19 protein-coding genes are annotated in these 16,596 nt (G+C 37.3%); 6 read left to right on the top strand and 13 right to left on the bottom strand.

The window, feature by feature from the left end:
* The 6 genes from PHQ93_RS08205 to PHQ93_RS08180 are packed head-to-tail and all read right to left on the bottom strand — an operon-like array spanning window position 1 to window position 5,381.
* Window positions 1-912, bottom strand: coding sequence for a hypothetical protein (locus PHQ93_RS08205; protein ID WP_299943002.1), 912 nt, complete (start codon window positions 910-912; stop codon window positions 1-3).
* On the bottom strand, window positions 909-2,450 hold the full coding sequence (locus PHQ93_RS08200) for a hypothetical protein (RefSeq protein WP_299942999.1): 1,542 nt from the start codon (window positions 2,448-2,450) through the stop codon (window positions 909-911). The genes PHQ93_RS08205 and PHQ93_RS08200 overlap by 4 nt, the downstream gene beginning before the upstream one ends.
* Window positions 2,434-3,057, bottom strand: a complete 624-nt coding sequence (locus PHQ93_RS08195; RefSeq protein ID WP_299942997.1) for an ABC transporter ATP-binding protein — start codon at window positions 3,055-3,057, stop codon at window positions 2,434-2,436. Before PHQ93_RS08195 ends, PHQ93_RS08200 begins: the two co-directional genes overlap by 17 nt.
* A complete protein-coding gene (locus PHQ93_RS08190) occupies window positions 3,054-4,127 on the bottom strand; it encodes an ABC transporter permease (protein WP_299942996.1) in 1,074 nt (357 codons plus the stop codon). The genes PHQ93_RS08195 and PHQ93_RS08190 overlap by 4 nt, the downstream gene beginning before the upstream one ends.
* Window positions 4,124-4,594, bottom strand: coding sequence for a hypothetical protein (locus PHQ93_RS08185; RefSeq protein ID WP_299942994.1), 471 nt, complete (start codon window positions 4,592-4,594; stop codon window positions 4,124-4,126). Before PHQ93_RS08185 ends, PHQ93_RS08190 begins: the two co-directional genes overlap by 4 nt.
* Window positions 4,595-4,634: 40 nt before the next feature.
* The gene (locus tag PHQ93_RS08180; protein WP_299942993.1) at window positions 4,635-5,381 is read right to left on the bottom strand and encodes a metallophosphoesterase; all 747 of its coding nucleotides are present in this window, start codon (window positions 5,379-5,381) and stop codon (window positions 4,635-4,637) included.
* A gap of 65 nt (window positions 5,382-5,446) precedes the next feature.
* Here PHQ93_RS08180 and PHQ93_RS08175 point away from each other — a divergent pair, with 65 nt between their 5' ends.
* A complete protein-coding gene (locus tag PHQ93_RS08175; RefSeq protein ID WP_299942992.1) occupies window positions 5,447-6,037 on the top strand; it encodes a hypothetical protein in 591 nt (196 codons plus the stop codon).
* A gap of 58 nt (window positions 6,038-6,095) precedes the next feature.
* Window positions 6,096-6,542, top strand: coding sequence for a DUF3015 family protein (locus PHQ93_RS08170; protein WP_299942990.1), 447 nt, complete (start codon window positions 6,096-6,098; stop codon window positions 6,540-6,542).
* Window positions 6,543-6,841: 299 nt separating this feature from the next.
* Here the strand turns inward: PHQ93_RS08170 and PHQ93_RS08165 are convergent, their stop codons facing one another.
* Window positions 6,842-7,057, bottom strand: a complete 216-nt coding sequence (locus PHQ93_RS08165; RefSeq protein ID WP_299942988.1) for a hypothetical protein — start codon at window positions 7,055-7,057, stop codon at window positions 6,842-6,844.
* Here PHQ93_RS08165 and PHQ93_RS08160 point away from each other — a divergent pair.
* Window positions 7,011-8,543 (top strand): DUF4105 domain-containing protein, encoded by a 1,533-nt coding sequence (locus PHQ93_RS08160; RefSeq protein ID WP_367278387.1) that lies wholly within the window; start codon window positions 7,011-7,013, stop codon window positions 8,541-8,543. The two genes, PHQ93_RS08165 and PHQ93_RS08160, sit on opposite strands and share 47 nt — an antisense overlap.
* A gap of 5 nt (window positions 8,544-8,548) precedes the next feature.
* On the opposite strand, the gene PHQ93_RS08155 is transcribed toward PHQ93_RS08160, so the two are convergent.
* Genes PHQ93_RS08155 through recA form a run of 4 tightly spaced genes read right to left on the bottom strand, consistent with a single transcriptional unit; the run spans window position 8,549 to window position 11,884 of the window.
* Window positions 8,549-9,205, bottom strand: coding sequence for an AMIN domain-containing protein (locus PHQ93_RS08155; RefSeq protein WP_299942986.1), 657 nt, complete (start codon window positions 9,203-9,205; stop codon window positions 8,549-8,551).
* A gap of 43 nt (window positions 9,206-9,248) precedes the next feature.
* Window positions 9,249-9,527, bottom strand: coding sequence for a hypothetical protein (locus tag PHQ93_RS08150; protein ID WP_299942984.1), 279 nt, complete (start codon window positions 9,525-9,527; stop codon window positions 9,249-9,251).
* Window positions 9,528-9,536: 9 nt separating this feature from the next.
* On the bottom strand, window positions 9,537-10,802 hold the full coding sequence (eno, locus tag PHQ93_RS08145) for a phosphopyruvate hydratase (RefSeq protein ID WP_299942982.1): 1,266 nt from the start codon (window positions 10,800-10,802) through the stop codon (window positions 9,537-9,539).
* Between the two features lie 41 nt (window positions 10,803-10,843).
* The gene (recA, locus tag PHQ93_RS08140) at window positions 10,844-11,884 is read right to left on the bottom strand and encodes a recombinase RecA (RefSeq protein WP_299942981.1); all 1,041 of its coding nucleotides are present in this window, start codon (window positions 11,882-11,884) and stop codon (window positions 10,844-10,846) included.
* 201 nt (window positions 11,885-12,085) lie between these two features.
* Here recA and PHQ93_RS08135 point away from each other — a divergent pair, with 201 nt between their 5' ends.
* From PHQ93_RS08135 to PHQ93_RS08125, 3 genes are read left to right on the top strand one after another with little or no spacing between them, the layout of a single operon-like run.
* A complete protein-coding gene (locus PHQ93_RS08135) occupies window positions 12,086-12,949 on the top strand; it encodes an MqnA/MqnD/SBP family protein (RefSeq protein WP_299942979.1) in 864 nt (287 codons plus the stop codon).
* Entirely contained in the window at window positions 12,949-13,215 is a 267-nt protein-coding gene (gene fliQ, locus PHQ93_RS08130; protein ID WP_299942977.1) for a flagellar biosynthesis protein FliQ, read from the top strand. Before PHQ93_RS08135 ends, fliQ begins: the two co-directional genes overlap by 1 nt.
* On the top strand, window positions 13,215-14,045 hold the full coding sequence (locus tag PHQ93_RS08125; protein WP_299942975.1) for a UDP-N-acetylmuramate dehydrogenase: 831 nt from the start codon (window positions 13,215-13,217) through the stop codon (window positions 14,043-14,045). The genes fliQ and PHQ93_RS08125 overlap by 1 nt, the downstream gene beginning before the upstream one ends.
* A gap of 77 nt (window positions 14,046-14,122) precedes the next feature.
* On the opposite strand, the gene PHQ93_RS08120 is transcribed toward PHQ93_RS08125, so the two are convergent.
* Together PHQ93_RS08120 and PHQ93_RS08115 are read right to left on the bottom strand one after the other, a co-directional pair.
* The gene (locus PHQ93_RS08120) at window positions 14,123-15,097 is read right to left on the bottom strand and encodes an iron-sulfur cluster assembly scaffold protein (RefSeq protein ID WP_299942973.1); all 975 of its coding nucleotides are present in this window, start codon (window positions 15,095-15,097) and stop codon (window positions 14,123-14,125) included.
* 143 nt (window positions 15,098-15,240) lie between these two features.
* Complete coding sequence (locus PHQ93_RS08115; RefSeq protein ID WP_299942971.1) at window positions 15,241-16,452, bottom strand: NifS family cysteine desulfurase; 1,212 nt, start codon at window positions 16,450-16,452, stop codon at window positions 15,241-15,243.
* Window positions 16,453-16,596 lie beyond the last annotated feature (144 nt).

Raw genomic sequence — 16,596 nt, 5'->3', positions numbered from 1 at the left:
TTAGTATAAAATTCTTGATAAGGCCAAAACCAATCCAAATCCGGAGGCAATCCAGCCGACAAACATCATCATAAAAGCGAGCTTAGAGAGACTCATCTCTTCACTTAAAACTCTAAAAACAACCACATTGTAGTATGAAATCGTAAAAGGATAGAAAACCGCCAACAAAAAAGGAGAAGCAATATAGAATAGAGAGTAACTTATTGCAAAAAGCATAGCTATTAAAAGGTGCTGCTTTATTTTTGGTATATGGACAAAATAGGCTACAGCAAGCCCTGCAATGTGAAAAAGAGCTATAGTGAGAGTATATTTTGACCAAATATCCAATCCCGCATGCCTTGAGAGCGTTTCAAAAAGATTTGAGTCCAAAAGTATCCACAATATCAGGGGAAGGTATGCAGCAAATGGGTAAGAGACTACTTTGCTATCCACCTCAACTCTGTAATTTTTAAGCACTAATGCACTAGAGAGTGCAATTAGAGTAAAAAGAACTGCTATAAACTCTCTGCTATCTACATCATAAGTAAAAAAATATGTACCTACCGTATAGGCGATAGATAGCGCAAAAAATAACTCTTTTTGTTGTTTTGCTTTAAAAAGATAGATACCCAAAGGAGCCATTGAACCGACTGCTAAACCCAAAAATAGCAAAGTAAAAATATTGTAATTCGGATAAGAAAATGACAAAAACAGTTGCAAAGATAAAGCAACCATTATCTTATGAATAGGATTTTTAATGCCTCCCCAAGATACACCGCTTAACCATGTTCCAAATACTCCGCCTGCAAACATCGGAAAAAGTGTTACCAAATCGGAGTTGTAGTGTGCAACAATGCCTGTTTGAAGTATGAGAAGATAGTAGCTTAACTCAAATCCCAGCAGAAGAGATAACGCAAAAGAGTGAATTATCATAAACGGCTTCTAAGCATAAGATATATAAGGGCATACGAGATATCATAAAACCCGACAAGCAGACCAAGAGCATCTATCGTTTGCAAATAAAATAGAGATAAAAAAACAGTTCCCGTAATCAAACGAGCAATCGATGTCAAATATGCCAAAAAATGCGGCTCTTTGGTTATGCCGATAAGATGTAAGATACCGACAAAGCCCATAAACCCAAAGATTAAATAGTAGTATGGGGTAAAAGTGAATCCTAGAACTTTAAACAGCAACGGCGCAAACAAAAACAAAATTATTGCCCCTAAGCCATCTGATAAAAACCCGTTTAGATGGTATATCTGCAAAAGAGATAATTTAACAATTTTCATCTTTTTAAGAATATAATAAATTAATCCAACAACGGCAACAATTCCTCCAAAGAGGCGGATTTGCCACATCAGAGTAACATCAATTTTAAAAAGACCCGCCTCATCAAACCCTGCAAGAGAGAGTGAAACAAAGATAATTGCTATGACATAAAGCCAAAAGCGCATAAAATTTTGCGGTAGTTTATAAAAATACTTTAGCACGCTTAACGCCATAAAAAATATACCAAGCCCGATAGCCACATGAGCATGAGCAACTATCAAATCGTTTCTATGAAAAGGCCAGCGAATTTCAGGGATAAAGAGTATATTTCCTTGAATCATCACAAACAAAAATGCCCAGATAGAAATGATAAGATAAGGCGTTTCTTTGAGAGAGAGTTTTGCATCCTTGCACCACTTTATAAGCAGCGGTGCATAAGCAAAAGTTAGCCACTGATAAACCCACTCTTCGCCGTATGAAAGCTCACCCCTAAATATGCGGGTTGCAACGGAGAGAGCATATCCCACAAGCGGAATAATCCAAAAAAGATGCCACTTTGGAACAAAATTATCTTTTGCATGAAGTTTTATCATAAGGTAAAATAGCGGAATTATAGTAAAACTCATCCCTAAAGTATTGTCTCCGTGAGGTCCGATAAGACTCTTTTCAACTTGCCCAAATATTGGGTTCATCAAAACCAAAAGTACCAAAGGTGCCGCAAAAAGAAGTGCTTTTGATACTTTCACCCAAAGCGGTGTAACTTCATAATTCTTTATGGTTTTAAAAATAGCAATAATATAAAAAATGCCCGAAGCTGCAAGTATAAAATTTAACTCATACGCAAAATCATAAAAAGGCAAACCACGCTGCGCTCCTAAAGAGATAGAGACAACCGCCATAAATAAAAATAGATGCCATAGTAAAAAGTAGTTTTTAAGCGGTTCTACCGCATCGCTCAAATCCAATTTGTCCTTTGCAAAGAGAGCAAACGGAAGAAGTGAGAGAGCAAGCATAATCGGTCCATAGAGCATAAGCGTTATATGAAGAGAACGGGTTGTTGCCGGATTTAACAAAGTACTATTTAAAAATTCAACTCCCAAAAGTTGAGCCGCAAAAATAACGCCGACTAGGATAGAGCCTAGAAATATAAAAGCCCATACAGGTACAAAGCGCTCTACTAATTTATAAAATTTGTCCATCTTTTAACCTAATAATTTTAGTTGCGTAATTTTGTATCTGCATATCATGAGAAGCAACCACAACCGTTGTACCGTTTTTTACGGCTTCTGCTAAAAGTCCATAAACAATCGTACTGTTTTTTGAGTCCAAACTCCCCGTCGGCTCATCTGCAAAAATAATTTTCGGCTCATTTACAAGTGCACGAGCTACGGCAACACGCTGTCTTTGTCCGCCTGAAATCTCGTTTGGATAGCGTGAAGAAAGCTCCAAAATACCAAGCTCATCAAGTATCCTGTTTATATTTTCTTTTTTATTATCCATTGCGGCTAATGCAATATTTTCATAAACGCTAAGATAGTTTATAAGATAATGAAACTGAAAAACAAAGCCTATTTTGCTTTGGCGAAAATAGTCTATATTTTTGATTTTATCAACCGCCTCCGTGTCTATCAAAAGCTCTCCCATTGATGGTTTTAAAAGCGTTGATAAAATAGAGAGAAGCGTTGATTTTCCGCTTCCGCTCTCTCCGCTTAAAAAGAGAAACTCACCGCTTTTTATCTCAAAAGAGAGGTCAAATAACACTTGTTCACTACCGTAAAAATGTGAAATATTTGATGCTTGTATCATGCACATCCTTGATTTATAAGCAAAATCGGGTCTGTTTTAGAAGCTATCCAAGCAGGAAAGAGTGAACCTAAAAGCGCCATAAAGAGCGTTGAGGCTAAAACATAGATAGCGCTTGTGAGAGAGAGCGTACCGTTTACATACCCTTGAAGCATCTCTATATGAGGCAAGAGTGCCAAGATCCCAAAACTAAGAAAGAGTGCGAACAGATATGCGGAGAAACTCATAATAAGTGTTTCAAAAAATAGATTTTTTATGATAAAAAATCGGCTCTTGCCAAGTGCGCGCATAATGCCGAACTCCTCTTTGCGGGAGTTTACAATCATGCTCATAACCGAAGCAATCCCCATTAAACCCATAGCAAAAGCAAGTGTAGAGATAACAAAAGATGAATTTTCGATTATTTTAAACTGGTTGTACTCTTTTACGAAATTTTGCGTTGTTTTCACCTCTATTTCGCTGTTTAAATTAGAAATTTTTTTAACAATTTCATCTATTTCGTTAGGCGAATCTGATGAAACCAAAATAAAAGAGGCAGAGCGGTTAAAAAGATTACCGGCATCTCCCATGTTCATAACGACTCCACCCTCTTCGAAGCCTATCTCGCTGCTGTATGTACCCGATATTTCAAAATTTTTGTTTCCTATATTTATATTTTTTGTTGTAAATTGTTTAGCTAGATTTTCACCTAAAATCACTTCACCCTCGTTAGGGTATTTTCCGCTTGAGAGCTTATAGTGAGAAAAATGGTTAGCGGATGTTCCATAAATTCCTGCTATAGGGATATGCCCTATCGGGGATGCCCCGACTATCATTGCATAACTCGTCGTCACATGCTCTAGTTTATCTATTTTATCCATCAAAGCAATATTAACATTCGAGAAAAAAGTATCTGAAATACCCTTTTGAGTAATAATGATATCGCCATCCGTTTTAATCATCTTTGAAAACATCCCGATGATGCCCTGCGAAACTGAACTGATAAGAAAAATCGCCATCACCGCGATGGTAATAGATGAAAATATTAACAGACTTTTAAACGGATTTTTACTAAGTGCTTTTAACGATATCACTTCTCAATCGCTTTTTTCAGCTCTTCTTTTGTTGAGATATATGAGATATTTTTAATTATAGAATTTTCTACATACAAAAGTGTAACTCTATCATCTTTACTTGGGACAACTTCCTCAAATCTCTCATCATTGCTTACATATATAGGATGTTTATATTTTCTAAGTTTTGGCAGAGCAAACATTTTAGTAACGATGGTCGGCATCTTGTTAATATCTGCGATAAAAACAGCGCGGTTTTTTTGCAGATAATCCGGATTTTGACCGTCTAAATACTCATTAACCAAAGCTCCCGTCGCCTTTTGGGAAGAGACGATTACAAGTTTTACATCTTTTGGTATTTTAACTGCGACATCATTTGGCGTAGCATATTTAAACTCATTAAGTCTTGTTACATAAGAGTTTGGCTGTAAAAAATCGGCACTTAAAATCGAGACACAAAACAGGAAAAACAAAAAAACTCTACTCATCATAAACTCCTTATTAGAAATTTATTATGCTCTTTTTTTACTAATTGATTGTTAATACCGCTATTTCACTCCCAGCTTTATATCTAATATTTAAACCCCAATATCCGACTCCGTTGCTCACATATAGAACTGTTTTTTTATACATATAAAGACCGCTAAAGTATGGTTGAAAAAGTTTGACTAAGAGACTAATCGGGTATATTTGCCCGCCGTGGGTATGTCCGCTTAGTTGAACATCGATACGGTGAGAACCGATATGCTCTATGTCCTTTGGCTGATGTGCCAGAAGGATTGTGGGCAAATTCGGGTCAAGTTTTGAAAAAAGCTCTTTTATGGGTCGTTTAATTCCGCGAAAAAAGCTATATCTATCGCTAAGTCCAACCAGTTGCAACTCAAAATCCTTAATTTGCACTTTTACTATTTCATTGTCCAAGCAGATAATATTGCTCTCATTCATAACCGCTTGCAGCTCTTTTACACCGTAAACTATATCATGATTACCGGTCACAAAATAGGCTTTTGCCTCCAAGCCTTTAAAAACTTCTATCTGCTCTTTTACGCGTAGAGCTTTTGTTTGAATGATATCTCCGGTAAAGACGACAAGATCCGGTTTTTGCTCATTTATTTTTCTAACCAATGTCTTGAGATAGACGATATCAACTTTTTTAGTAAGATGCAAATCGGAGAGTTGAATGATACGAAGTCCACAAAATGCAGTGCAAAAATCATGGCTTTTTATGTTAATTTCCCTAAATGGGAAATAGTTCCAACCGACTTGTAAAGACACGGCTACCTACTTTAATTTTTATATATTATGCTATTATTATTTAAAGAAATCAAGGGTGGGATACTATGAAACATTTAAAATTTGTTGTCGGTTTACTTCTTGTTGCTGTTATGTTCTCAGGTTTTTGGTCGGGTAAGAGTGAAAAAGAGATAAAAGAGGATAACCGCAAAGAGAGAACAGAGCGCATAAAAATGAGTAATGAAACACTGCAGCTGCTATATAAGTATGCTCCGGAGGCTAAAGATATGATACTTCGTTCCTATGGGTATGCAACATTTAGCAATGTCGGGGTTAATCTTATTCTGTTTTCGGCAGAGGGCGGCAAAGGGATGGCACATAACAACAGAACCGGAATAAATACTTACATGAACATGGCATCCGGAGGTATTGGGCTCGGTCTTGGTGCTAAAGATTTCAGAGCCGTGTTTTTATTTGAAAACAAAAATGCATATGATAGTTTCGTAAACAGCGGCTGGGAAGCAAATGCGCAAGCAGACGCCGCTGCAAAATATAAAGAGAGCGGCGGAGCGGCAAATGCCGCAGAGACGGTTGCACCGGGAATTAGACTTTACAAATTGACCCAAAGCGGACTTGCACTTCAAGTGACTATTCAAGGTACAAAATACTGGAAAGATGAGGACTTAAATAAAAACTAATTTTTAGTTAAGGTAACAAATCCTACAATTGTTTGATTTTAACTCAAAGGAATGTTCGATGAAAAAATTTTTAGTTAGTTTTGCGGCAGTTATAGCGCTAAGCTCATCTGTAATGGCAGATGTTAATTCTCAAACGGGTTGTGGTCTAGGTTCAATGATTATTAAAGATAATTCGACTGCAGTTTTATTAGCACTCCAAGCTACTACAAACGGTATTTTCGGAAACCAAACTTTCGGTATTACATCGGGAACTTCGGGTTGTCAAAAAACTAAGTTTGTAATGAATGAGCAGGCGCAGGAGTTTGTTGCTTCAAATATGGATCAACTTGCAAAAGAGATTGCAGTAGGACACGGCGAAAGTGTTGATACTTTAGCGGAATTACTAAAAATATCCGATAAAGCAACTTTTAGCGCGTCACTTCAACAAAATTACAACAGCATCTATACTAGCCAAAATGCTACTATGGCTGATGTTCTTGATAATATCGCTACGACTACTTTATAAGATTAATTTCTTATATAGACCCTGAATCAAGTTCAGGATGACAGAGTTCATGTACTCCGTCATTCCAAACTTGATTTGGAATCTAATTTATAAGTTTTATAAAGAAGTCTAGTTAGTAGCTTTTTTTTGTCTATTTTAAAGTTAACCTCCTTATTTCAAATTTAGGAAATCTCCATTTTAAATAAATCCTTTTTAATTCTCATTTTTTGCATTACTTTTTTAAACGGCTCCACAGAGGCGTATCAACAAAAGGCACAAGAGTTAAATTTATCACAATCAAGATATTGGAATCTGCTTCTTCACATAGATGATGGAGTCAGCCAAATAGACGATGAAAGATTTTTTCTCTCACCTGATGGCAAAACTAATGCAAAAAGCGAGCTAAACGCTACAATTGAGGCTCTATTAAACGAAAAAACTTTTGACGACAATTCTACCGCATGCAGATTTCCGGCAAGAAAAGCTTGGCTGGCAGAGCAGCTAAATATCGCACACTTTCCAAAAGTAGAGTGCAAAGAGTATGATAAAGTACTTGAGAGATTAAATCCAAAATCAGTAACTTTAGTCTTTCCCTCGGCTCATATAAACTCACCGGCTTCTATGTTCGGGCATACATTTCTGCGGATAAACTCCGCATATGACTCAAAACTTCTATCATATGCGGTAAATTATGCGGCGGATGCGGATCCGGACAAAGAAAACGGTGCTATTTTCGCGATAAAAGGACTATTTGGCGGTTACTTCGGCAAATACTCGCTTCTTCCCTATTATGACAAACTAAAAGAGTATAGAGACAGTGAGCAGAGAGATATCTGGGAGTATGATTTAGACCTAAGCGAAGAAGAGACTCTTAAAATGTTTAAGCACATTTGGGAACTAAACGAAACTCACTCATACTACTATTTTTTTACCGAGAATTGCTCATACAATATGCTTTGGTTTTTAGAGACTGCAAGAGAAAATATACATCTAAGAGAATATTTTAATTATCAAGTTATCCCTCTTGAGACTGTACATGCTACAAAAGCCGAAGGCATCATAAATGGTAGTTTTTACAGGCCCTCAAAACGAACTACCCTTTTAAAGTATGAAGAGTTGCTTTATGAAGAGTACAAAACTATGCCGCTATCGTTAGTTAATTCAGATATTACCGAGCAAGATGTTATAAATAATATAAATATTGATATTCAACAAAAAAGATACATATTAGAAGCTTCAATAGAACTGCTAGAGTATAAAATGAGCAAAAGCAAAATCAAAAAAGAGGATTATCTAAAACTTTTTCATGCTTTTTCCAAAGCAAGAGCAAGTTTAGGACAGGGAGAAAAGTTAAATATTAACACTCCCCCAAACCCGATAGACGGACATCAAGCGATAAGAGCCTCAATAGGAGGCGGATTTAGAGAAGGTAAATCTATCGGTCTTTTAGGAATTCGTCCTGCGTATCACGACCTGCAAGATAGCGGCTACGGATTTTTAAGGGGCACGCAAATTGAGTTTCTTGATTTTGAGCTCTCCTATTCTAATCGTAAAACGGAAGTAGAAAAAGCCACCATTCTCTCCATCACCTCACTGGCTCAGAGATCTCAGTTTTTCGAAAATTTATCGTGGAGAACAAAATTTGGGTGGGATAGAAATTCTCTTGATGCAACAACAAATTTTATTGGAACAGTCGGTATAGGACTTAGTTGGGGAAATGAGTTTGCCTATATTTATATGATGACCGACCCGCTCTTTTATTTTGATAAAAAAACTACTTCCGCTCTGGGTGGGAGTATTGGCATTGTTTTTGATAAATACAGATATATGAGTACAAGCATAGAAGCCACAAGAAGATGGTACGACAACGGCGATACGCAATATCTAATGAATATTTCACAAAATTTCAGAGTATCGCAAAATGTTCAGATTAAGTTTAATTACGATTACAAAGAAAGAAATGATTTTGAAATTCAAAGTAACGAGAATAGTTTTAAAGTTTATCTAAACTACTATTTTTAATATCTCTATTTTAACTCTATAAGGTAGCCGTCGGAGACTTTTTTAAAATCATATCGATAATATCCGTCAAGTTCAACAACAACTCTGTAATATCCTTCATGATTCCCGATTCTAACTTCTTTGAAGATGTTTTGAGAATCTTTTTTTACATAACTTTTTACATCTTCATCTTTTTTCAAATCAATCACTATTCTATGCGGATGTACAAGTAAAAAATTTCTTAAAACTTCATCTGTTGTTACTACCTTTAAACTTTTACCTGATGATAAAAGTGATAAATCTTTTACAGATGCAATAGTTTTATATGTCGAATCTTTTTGCTTAACTTCATTTTTATCATGTTTATCTTCTGATTGGGCAGTTTTTGAAATTTCTGAGTAGTTCTGTGAAACAAAAACCGGAAGATGCCAATCCACTGAGTTATCAAGCTCTATACTTTTATTCTCCACTGTGCCGTCAAGATTTTTATACTCTAATGTCACTTTTTGAAGAATTCTAGCTTGAGCAGGAAGAGCAATCGCTGCTCTTTTTAAAGGTTCTTTACTTCTATTTTCATTTGACGAGATAGGAATATCTTTTTCGCCGCCTGAAGGAAAAAAAGGATTTTCACGAGCATCCAGAACAAGAAGCAATAAAACAGATATAAATAAAATTCTAATCAAAATTACCCCTAAATTTGTTTATATGTATTATATCAGTTGATTACTATTTTGCAGAAATCTCTTTTAATTCAAAATACTCTCTTTGCAGTTCTGCATTTTCACTTCTTAGCCTATCTATTTCGTTTTGCAAATATTGTTCATAATCTTGTAGTCCAAAAAAAATCTCCAAGGAGTTTGTTCCGTATAGAATCATACCGATATAGACTCCCAATGCAAGAACCAACAGAATAAGCAACAAGAACTTTACAAGAGATAAACCAAAATACTTTTCGGTAATACTTTGCGTATCAAATATCCCTTCAAAAAGTTCTTCATTTGCCATAAGCAGCTCTTATCTAAAAAGTTTTGAACCTAAATATTCACCGTAGACTACTTCGTTTTCTATCTCTAGGAGGCGATTATATTTAGCAGTTCTCTCCCCGCGGGCAGTAGAACCTGTTTTTATCTCACCGCAATTAAGCGCTACGGCAAAATCAGCAATAAACGCATCTTCGCTCTCGCCTGAACGATGGCTCATAACACACTTATATCCGTTTCTTTGAGCAAGACGAACGGTAAGCATAGTCTCGCTAACAGAACCGATTTGATTCGGCTTAATAAGGATAGCATTAGCAATACCCTTAACGATACCTTCATTTAGTATGCTTGCATTTGTAACAAACAAATCATCGCCTACTAATTGAACTTTATCACCCAATTTTTCAGTTAAAAGCTTCCAGCCGTCCCAATCATCTTCGCTTAAACCGTCTTCAATAGATACGATTGGATATTTTGAACATAAATCTACATAATACTCAACCAATTCTGCAGAAGTTACCGTTCTGTTTTCACTATCAAGTCTATAACCGCCCTCAGTTACCAACTCAGATGCAGCGACATCAAGAGCGATTGCCATCTGTTCACCTGCTTTGTATCCGGCTTTTTCAATTGCTTGCATAATAATCTGAATAGGCTCTTCATTGGAGCTCAAATCCGGTGCAAAACCGCCCTCATCTCCGAGTGCCGTGTTATGCTTTTTAGCTTTTAGGATAGCTTTTAGGTTGTGATATACCTCTGCACTTGCTTGAAGCGAAGTTGCGAAATCCTCAAAACCAATCGGCATAATCATATACTCTTGAAAATCAACCGAGTTATCGGCGTGTGAACCGCCATTAATAATATTAAGCATCGGCGTCGGCATAACCATAGCGTTTGCACCGCCTAAATAACGATAAAGCGGGACACCTAAACTTTTTGCTGCAGCACGCGCAACAGCCATAGATACGCCTAAAACGGCATTAGCCCCTAGGTTCCCATAGTTATCGGTTCCGTCTAGCTCTTTCATAGTAGCATCAATCACTGCTTGATTAAACGGTGAAAGACCGATTAGAACATCGGCAATTTGGCTGTTTACATTCTCTACAGCCTTGAGTACGCCTTTACCCATATATCTGCCGCCGCCGTCGCGAAGCTCTAGTGCTTCTCGTTTTCCGGTACTAGCACCCGATGGCACAATTGCACTCTCTTTAGTTCCGTCACTTAGCTCTACCGTCGCTTTTACCGTAGGGTTTCCGCGAGAATCCATTACTTCAATTGCACTTATATTATCTATGAACATTATTAATCACCTTTGTATTGTTTTATTTTTAATTAAAAGGGTTAGTCATCAACCGCTTCTTCTATCTCATCGGTATCCATGGTCATAAGATTATTTATACCCATAGCCGTTTTAATTTTTTCTTCTATCTCTTTAGCCAATTTCGGATCTTCTTTAAACTTAGCCTTGACATTCTCACGCCCTTGACCAAGTTTTATATCTTCATAAGAGAACCAAGCACCGCTTTTATCTATTATGTCTAACTTAACGCCGTAATCGACAAGCTCACCCTCTTTGGAGATACCTTCACCGAACATTATATCAAATTCAGCTTGACGAAACGGAGGTGCAACTTTATTTTTTATGACTTTTGCTTTGACACGATTACCTATTTGACTCTCACCCTGTTTTAGTGATGCGACTCGTCTAACATCTATGCGAACGGAAGCATAAAATTTGAGCGCGTTTCCGCCTGTAGTCGTCTCGGGAGAGCCATAACCCATCATACCGATTTTCATACGAATTTGGTTTATGAAAATAACCGTACAGTTCATTTTATGTAAAATACCTGTTAATTTACGCAACGCTTTTGACATTAAGCGAGCTTGAACACCCACGTTTTGGTCGGACATTTCACCCTCAATCTCAGACTTAGGAGTAAGTGCCGCAACCGAGTCGATAACTATCAAATCAACCGCGCCGCTTCTTGCAATAGTCTCAACGATATCCAAAGCTTGTTCGCCGTAATCGGGTTGAGATACGAGCAGATTGTTAACATCTACGCCGAGATTTTTAGCATATCCGACATCAAGCGCATGTTCGGCATCTATAAATGCACATACACCGCCCGCTTTTTGACACTCCGCAGTTATTTGGAGCGCTAAAGTCGTTTTACCTGAACTCTCAGGTCCATATATCTCAATAACCCTGCCTTGCGGTACTCCGCCGATGCCAAGTGCTAAATCCAGTCCAAGAGAACCGGTACTAATTGCTTCGATAGGTACAATTTCTTTATCACCGAGTCTCATAAGAGCACCCTTGCCGAATGCTTTGTCAATTTGTTTCATAGCTAAGTCTAATGATTTTTGTTTATTCGCGTCCATTTTTGGCTCTCTTGTATTAATTTTAGACTTAATTATATGTCAACTTTTTATTTCCTATCAAAAATATTGCAAATTGACATATTTTTTATATGGAAATTCCATATAAATTAGTGTGATTTTATCCTTATTTGGTTAAAATTTAGTTTATATTTTAATGGGCATCTATAAAAACCCTAATCTCTATTCACATAGGCAGATATTTTGAAAAAAACACTTATTGCTCACTCTCCCGATGCCGATGATATATTTATGTACTATGCCATAAAATTTGGCTGGGTGGATATGAACGGCGTTAAGTTTGATAATGTCGCCGAAGATATCCAAACTCTTAATCAAAAAGCGCTGGATTGTGTTTATGAAATAGTGGCGATAAGCTTTGCCCTATATCCGCACATTAGAGAAGATTATGCCCTGCTTCGTACTGCAGTGAGCTTCGGCGACGGCTACGGACCCAAAATCATCAAAAAAAGAGGCGTCAAGCTCAAGCGCAATTTCAAAGTTGCTCTTAGCGGAGAACATACGACAAATGCGATGCTTTTTCGTATAGCTTATCCGGATGCAAGAGTTACTTATATGAATTTCTTGGAGATAGAAGAAGCGGTTTTAAACGGTAGAGTCGATGCCGGCGTCTTAATTCACGAGAGCATTTTAACTTACGACAGCGAACTTGAAGTTGAACGAGAAATGTGGGATATATGGCAAGAGTTAGCAGGAGATAATCTTCCTCTTCCTCTTGGCGGTATGGCGATTATGCGCTCAATCCCGCTGAGTAAAGCTATAGAGTATGAAGCAACGCTGACAAAGGCGGTGCGAATTGCAAGAGAGCATAAAAATAAGTTATCGCAAATGCTCTTAGAGAGAAATCTAGTCCGTATTGATGCGCCTACGCTTGATAAATATCTTGAACTTTATGCAAATGACGACTCCGTAACTTTAAGCGAAATTCAATATAAAGCAATAAACAAACTTTTTGAAATCGGCTATAAACACGGCTTTTATGATTCGCTTATAAAAGTAGAAGATTTTATGATACCTGCCGAGTATAAAGAACTTAGGAACTCATAATGGAAGCAAAACTCATAGCTTTAGGGATTGAAACGTTTAAAGTCGCCCTAATATTAGCACTGCCCGGTCTTTTAACGGGTATGTTTATAGGTTTAGCCGTTAGTATATTTCAAGCTACAACTCAGATAAATGAGATGACTTTGAGCTTTATTCCTAAAATAATCGGTGTTGTCGTTGTTATCATTTTAACGATGCCGTGGATGTTAAATACAATTATAGATTTTGCAACAAATATATTTAATATGATGCCGACATTTCTAGAATAATGCATAAAAAAAGTATAGATTTTTCAAAATTTTCTTCAATCAAAATTGGAGGAAATTTAACCGTCTCAATACTTGAAGATTGCAACGCAAACTATGAGGATTACTATATTATCGGCTCATGCAACAACATCCTAATCGGCACACAGCCTCCGCCGCTTTTAAAACTTAGCAAAAAATATGATTATATAAAAATCCAAAACAGTGTTCTAAAAATCGGTGGTTCAACCCCGTCGGGAAAAATCGCTTCATTTTGTAAAAAAAACAATATAGCTAACTTTGAGTTTTTATCTCATCTTCCCGGAACTTTGGGCGGTCTTGTTTTTATGAATGCAGGGCTTAAAGAGTTTGAAATATTTAATAATCTTATATCAATTAGTACATGTAGCGGTGATTTACAAAAAAATGATATCAGCTATGGATATAGATTTACAGATATTAAGAGTCCAATTTTAGAAGCCACTTTTAAGCTTGCATACGGGTTTGACAAAGAGAAACTTACAATGTTTAAAGCTATGCGACAAAATCAACCATCTACCCCAAGTGCCGGAAGCTGTTTTAAAAATCCAATAGGCGATTATGCAGGCAGGCTCATTGAAGCTGTCGGACTAAAAGGTTTTAGAGTCGGCGGAATGGAGTTTAGCAAAGGGCATGCAAACTTTTTGGTAAATATAGAGAACGGGTCTTTTGATGATGCGATTTTTTTGATAAAAGAGGCTCAAAATAGAGTTTATAATAAGTTTAAAATTTGGCTTGAGTGTGAAATCGCGGTTTTAGATGTGAGGTATATGAGTGAGAATTCACCGCTTTTAAATCCGTACAAAACAATATAAACTGCTTTATAGCTTAGATTGCCGCGCTTCGCTCGCAATGACGCGATGACATAAGTAATTACGCCATCGCTTTAAACTTATATCGGCAATACTCTGATTTTTTTAGAAAGTTTCTCTTTTAGAGTTGCTTCAATTGCGTAAAGAGTTCCCGTTGCAGAACTTGCACATCCGTTACATGCACCCAAATATCTGATATAGACATCAACATACTCTTCAGTCGGTTTTACATCGATAACTTCCATATTTCCGCCGTCCATTATAAGAAACTGACGAACATTCTCATCAATTACGGCATCAATTGCTTTGATTTGCTGTACCAAAGTCATCGACTCAAAACTGCCTTTTGAGCCTGCATCGGCTGCTGCTTTCATCTTCTCTTCATCCATTTCACGACGCGTATCTCTTAAAATATCCACTAGATAGTACTCCCTTTTTTCATGTCCGCCCGGTTTAATACAGCTTTTACAGAAACCGCCGGCTTTTGTATAGTCTGTTATCTGTTCAATCGTTGTTAAGTCATTTAGTCTAATAACCTCTTGAAGAGTTTTTAAACTAACTCTTGCACACTCACAAACGATTATTTCATCTTCAAAACTCTCAGAATCAACGCCCATATAAAGTCCCGCCGCTTTTTTGATAACATCATAAGCCATAACCGAACAGTGCATCTTTTGAGGCGGAACTGCCGGAATTTCAGGACTATCGCGAAGAGCAAACTCAACATCGATATTTGTAATCTTTACAGCCTCTTTAACAGTTTTGCCGATACACAACTCAGTCATTATGTCTGAACTTGCTATTGCCGTTCCGCATCCAAAACTCTTAAACTTAGAGTTTACGATTATATCTGTTTTTGGGTCAACTTCCCAGTAAAGGCGAACAGCATCGCCGCAGCTCTCAGCACCGAAATCTGCAACGATAAGTCTGTTTCCATGCTCTGCCGCTTCTTGTTCCGTAATCTCGCCTTGATGATTTGGGTTGTTCATCAGAGTCGTTACTTTATTTGAGTAGGCATCCCACAGTGAAGCGCCTAGCAAGTCATTCTTTGCCATTTTTTTTCCTTTAATTTATTTCATAAATTTAAAATTTCTACTCCGCAAGGAGTTAGCTTTAGTAGCCGTAGCGGCTAGCGAAGCAAAAGAAATTACTTCCTTTTGCGGACTATATAAAATAGGTGCCATTCATTGCGAAGCAATTAATGGTGTAACTCGCACGCTTTTGACTCGCCGCCTAAAGTTGGCTGCACTTTTGCATAAGAGCTTGAAATCGCTCTTAAACGCTCTACCGCCTTTTTAAAATGTGCAATAGTATAATCAATTTCACTATCGGTTGTAAAGCGGCTAAGACTTAAACGAATGCCGGTATGCGCAAGTTCGCTATCAGCTCCGATAGCTAGCATTACGGTGTTTGCCTGCAAATCTTCGCTAGCACATGCGCTTCCCGTTGATGCGCCGATTTGACCGTTATTTAAATCCCAAAGCATCCCCTCTCCCTCAACTCCACGAATAGAAATAAGTATAGTATTTGGTGTGCGATTTTCGCGATTTCCCACAACAAATGTATCGCTTAACTCTAAAAGCGCATCTTCAAGACGATCTCTTTTTGCTCTAATTGAAGCCATTTTTTCTTCTATATTTGTAGTTGCAAGTTCAATAGCTTTTCCCATCGCAACGATATATGGAACATTTAGTGTGCCTGAACGGCGACCGCCCATATGCTCACCGCCGTGCAAAAGCGGAGAGAGCGGCTGAGAGTTTCTGATATATAAAGCTCCTACACCTTTTGGACCGTGAAATTTGTGTGCAGACATTGAGAGAAAATCTACATGTACGGCTTGTAAATCAACAGGAATTTTACCGACAGCCTGAACGCCGTCTGAGTGAAATAAAACACCCTTTTCTTTACAAATCTCGCCAATTTCTTTGATAGGAAAAATCATTCCCGTCTCATTTGAAGCCCACATAACAGAAACCAAAGCAGTTTTATCGGTTATAAAACTTCTTACGACATGAGGTTCTACGACACCTTGGCTATTTACAGGCAGATATGTGACTTTGGCACCCTCTTTTTCTAATGCTCTGCACGCTGCAAGCACTGATGGATGTTCAACTTCCGTCGTGATAATATGGTTTTTATCTCCGCTTACTATGTGGTCATTAAATATTGATTTTAAAACCCAGTTGTTTGATTCCGTTGCACATGATGTAAAAACTATGTCATCGTTATCACTTGCATTTAATGCTTTATAAACTTGGTCTATCGCCTTGCTGATAGCCGGATGTGAAGCCGTGCCAAATTTATGAAGCGAGTTGGGATTTCCGTAAATCTCACTAAAAAACGGCTGCATAACCTCTACAACCAACGGATCAACCATTGTCGTAGCGTTATTATCTAAATAAACTTGCATGTTCTACCTCATTAAATCGAGTTATTTTTTAATTAAGACAATTTTTGTCTTCTTTTGTTCTTGATATGATAATAGGTTTGTTATTACGATATGCTTAAACGAAACTGTACTTATGAACTATTTAAGCTATAATTATATCAATAT

This window comes from Sulfurimonas sp., from assembly GCF_028714975.1.
Classification (GTDB): Bacteria; Campylobacterota; Campylobacteria; order Campylobacterales; family Sulfurimonadaceae; genus Sulfurimonas.
This window is presented reverse-complemented; position numbering and strand designations above follow the sequence as displayed.

What these genes read in the sequence shown, in the direction of transcription:
- PHQ93_RS08205 (WP_299943002.1), bottom strand. Translation starts at nt 912, where the DNA reads ATGATAATTCACTCTTTTGCGTTATCTCTTCTGCTGGGATTTGAGTTA.
- PHQ93_RS08200 (WP_299942999.1), bottom strand. Translation starts at nt 2,450, where the DNA reads ATGGACAAATTTTATAAATTAGTAGAGCGCTTTGTACCTGTATGGGCT.
- PHQ93_RS08195 (WP_299942997.1), bottom strand. Translation starts at nt 3,057, where the DNA reads ATGATACAAGCATCAAATATTTCACATTTTTACGGTAGTGAACAAGTG.
- PHQ93_RS08185 (WP_299942994.1), bottom strand. Translation starts at nt 4,594, where the DNA reads ATGAGTAGAGTTTTTTTGTTTTTCCTGTTTTGTGTCTCGATTTTAAGT.
- PHQ93_RS08175 (WP_299942992.1), top strand. Translation starts at nt 5,447, where the DNA reads ATGAAACATTTAAAATTTGTTGTCGGTTTACTTCTTGTTGCTGTTATG.
- PHQ93_RS08170 (WP_299942990.1), top strand. Translation starts at nt 6,096, where the DNA reads ATGAAAAAATTTTTAGTTAGTTTTGCGGCAGTTATAGCGCTAAGCTCA.
- PHQ93_RS08150 (WP_299942984.1), bottom strand. Translation starts at nt 9,527, where the DNA reads ATGGCAAATGAAGAACTTTTTGAAGGGATATTTGATACGCAAAGTATT.
- eno (WP_299942982.1), bottom strand. Translation starts at nt 10,802, where the DNA reads ATGTTCATAGATAATATAAGTGCAATTGAAGTAATGGATTCTCGCGGA.
- recA (WP_299942981.1), bottom strand. Translation starts at nt 11,884, where the DNA reads ATGGACGCGAATAAACAAAAATCATTAGACTTAGCTATGAAACAAATT.
- fliQ (WP_299942977.1), top strand. Translation starts at nt 12,949, where the DNA reads ATGGAAGCAAAACTCATAGCTTTAGGGATTGAAACGTTTAAAGTCGCC.
- PHQ93_RS08125 (WP_299942975.1), top strand. Translation starts at nt 13,215, where the DNA reads ATGCATAAAAAAAGTATAGATTTTTCAAAATTTTCTTCAATCAAAATT.
- PHQ93_RS08120 (WP_299942973.1), bottom strand. Translation starts at nt 15,097, where the DNA reads ATGGCAAAGAATGACTTGCTAGGCGCTTCACTGTGGGATGCCTACTCA.
- PHQ93_RS08115 (WP_299942971.1), bottom strand. Translation starts at nt 16,452, where the DNA reads ATGCAAGTTTATTTAGATAATAACGCTACGACAATGGTTGATCCGTTG.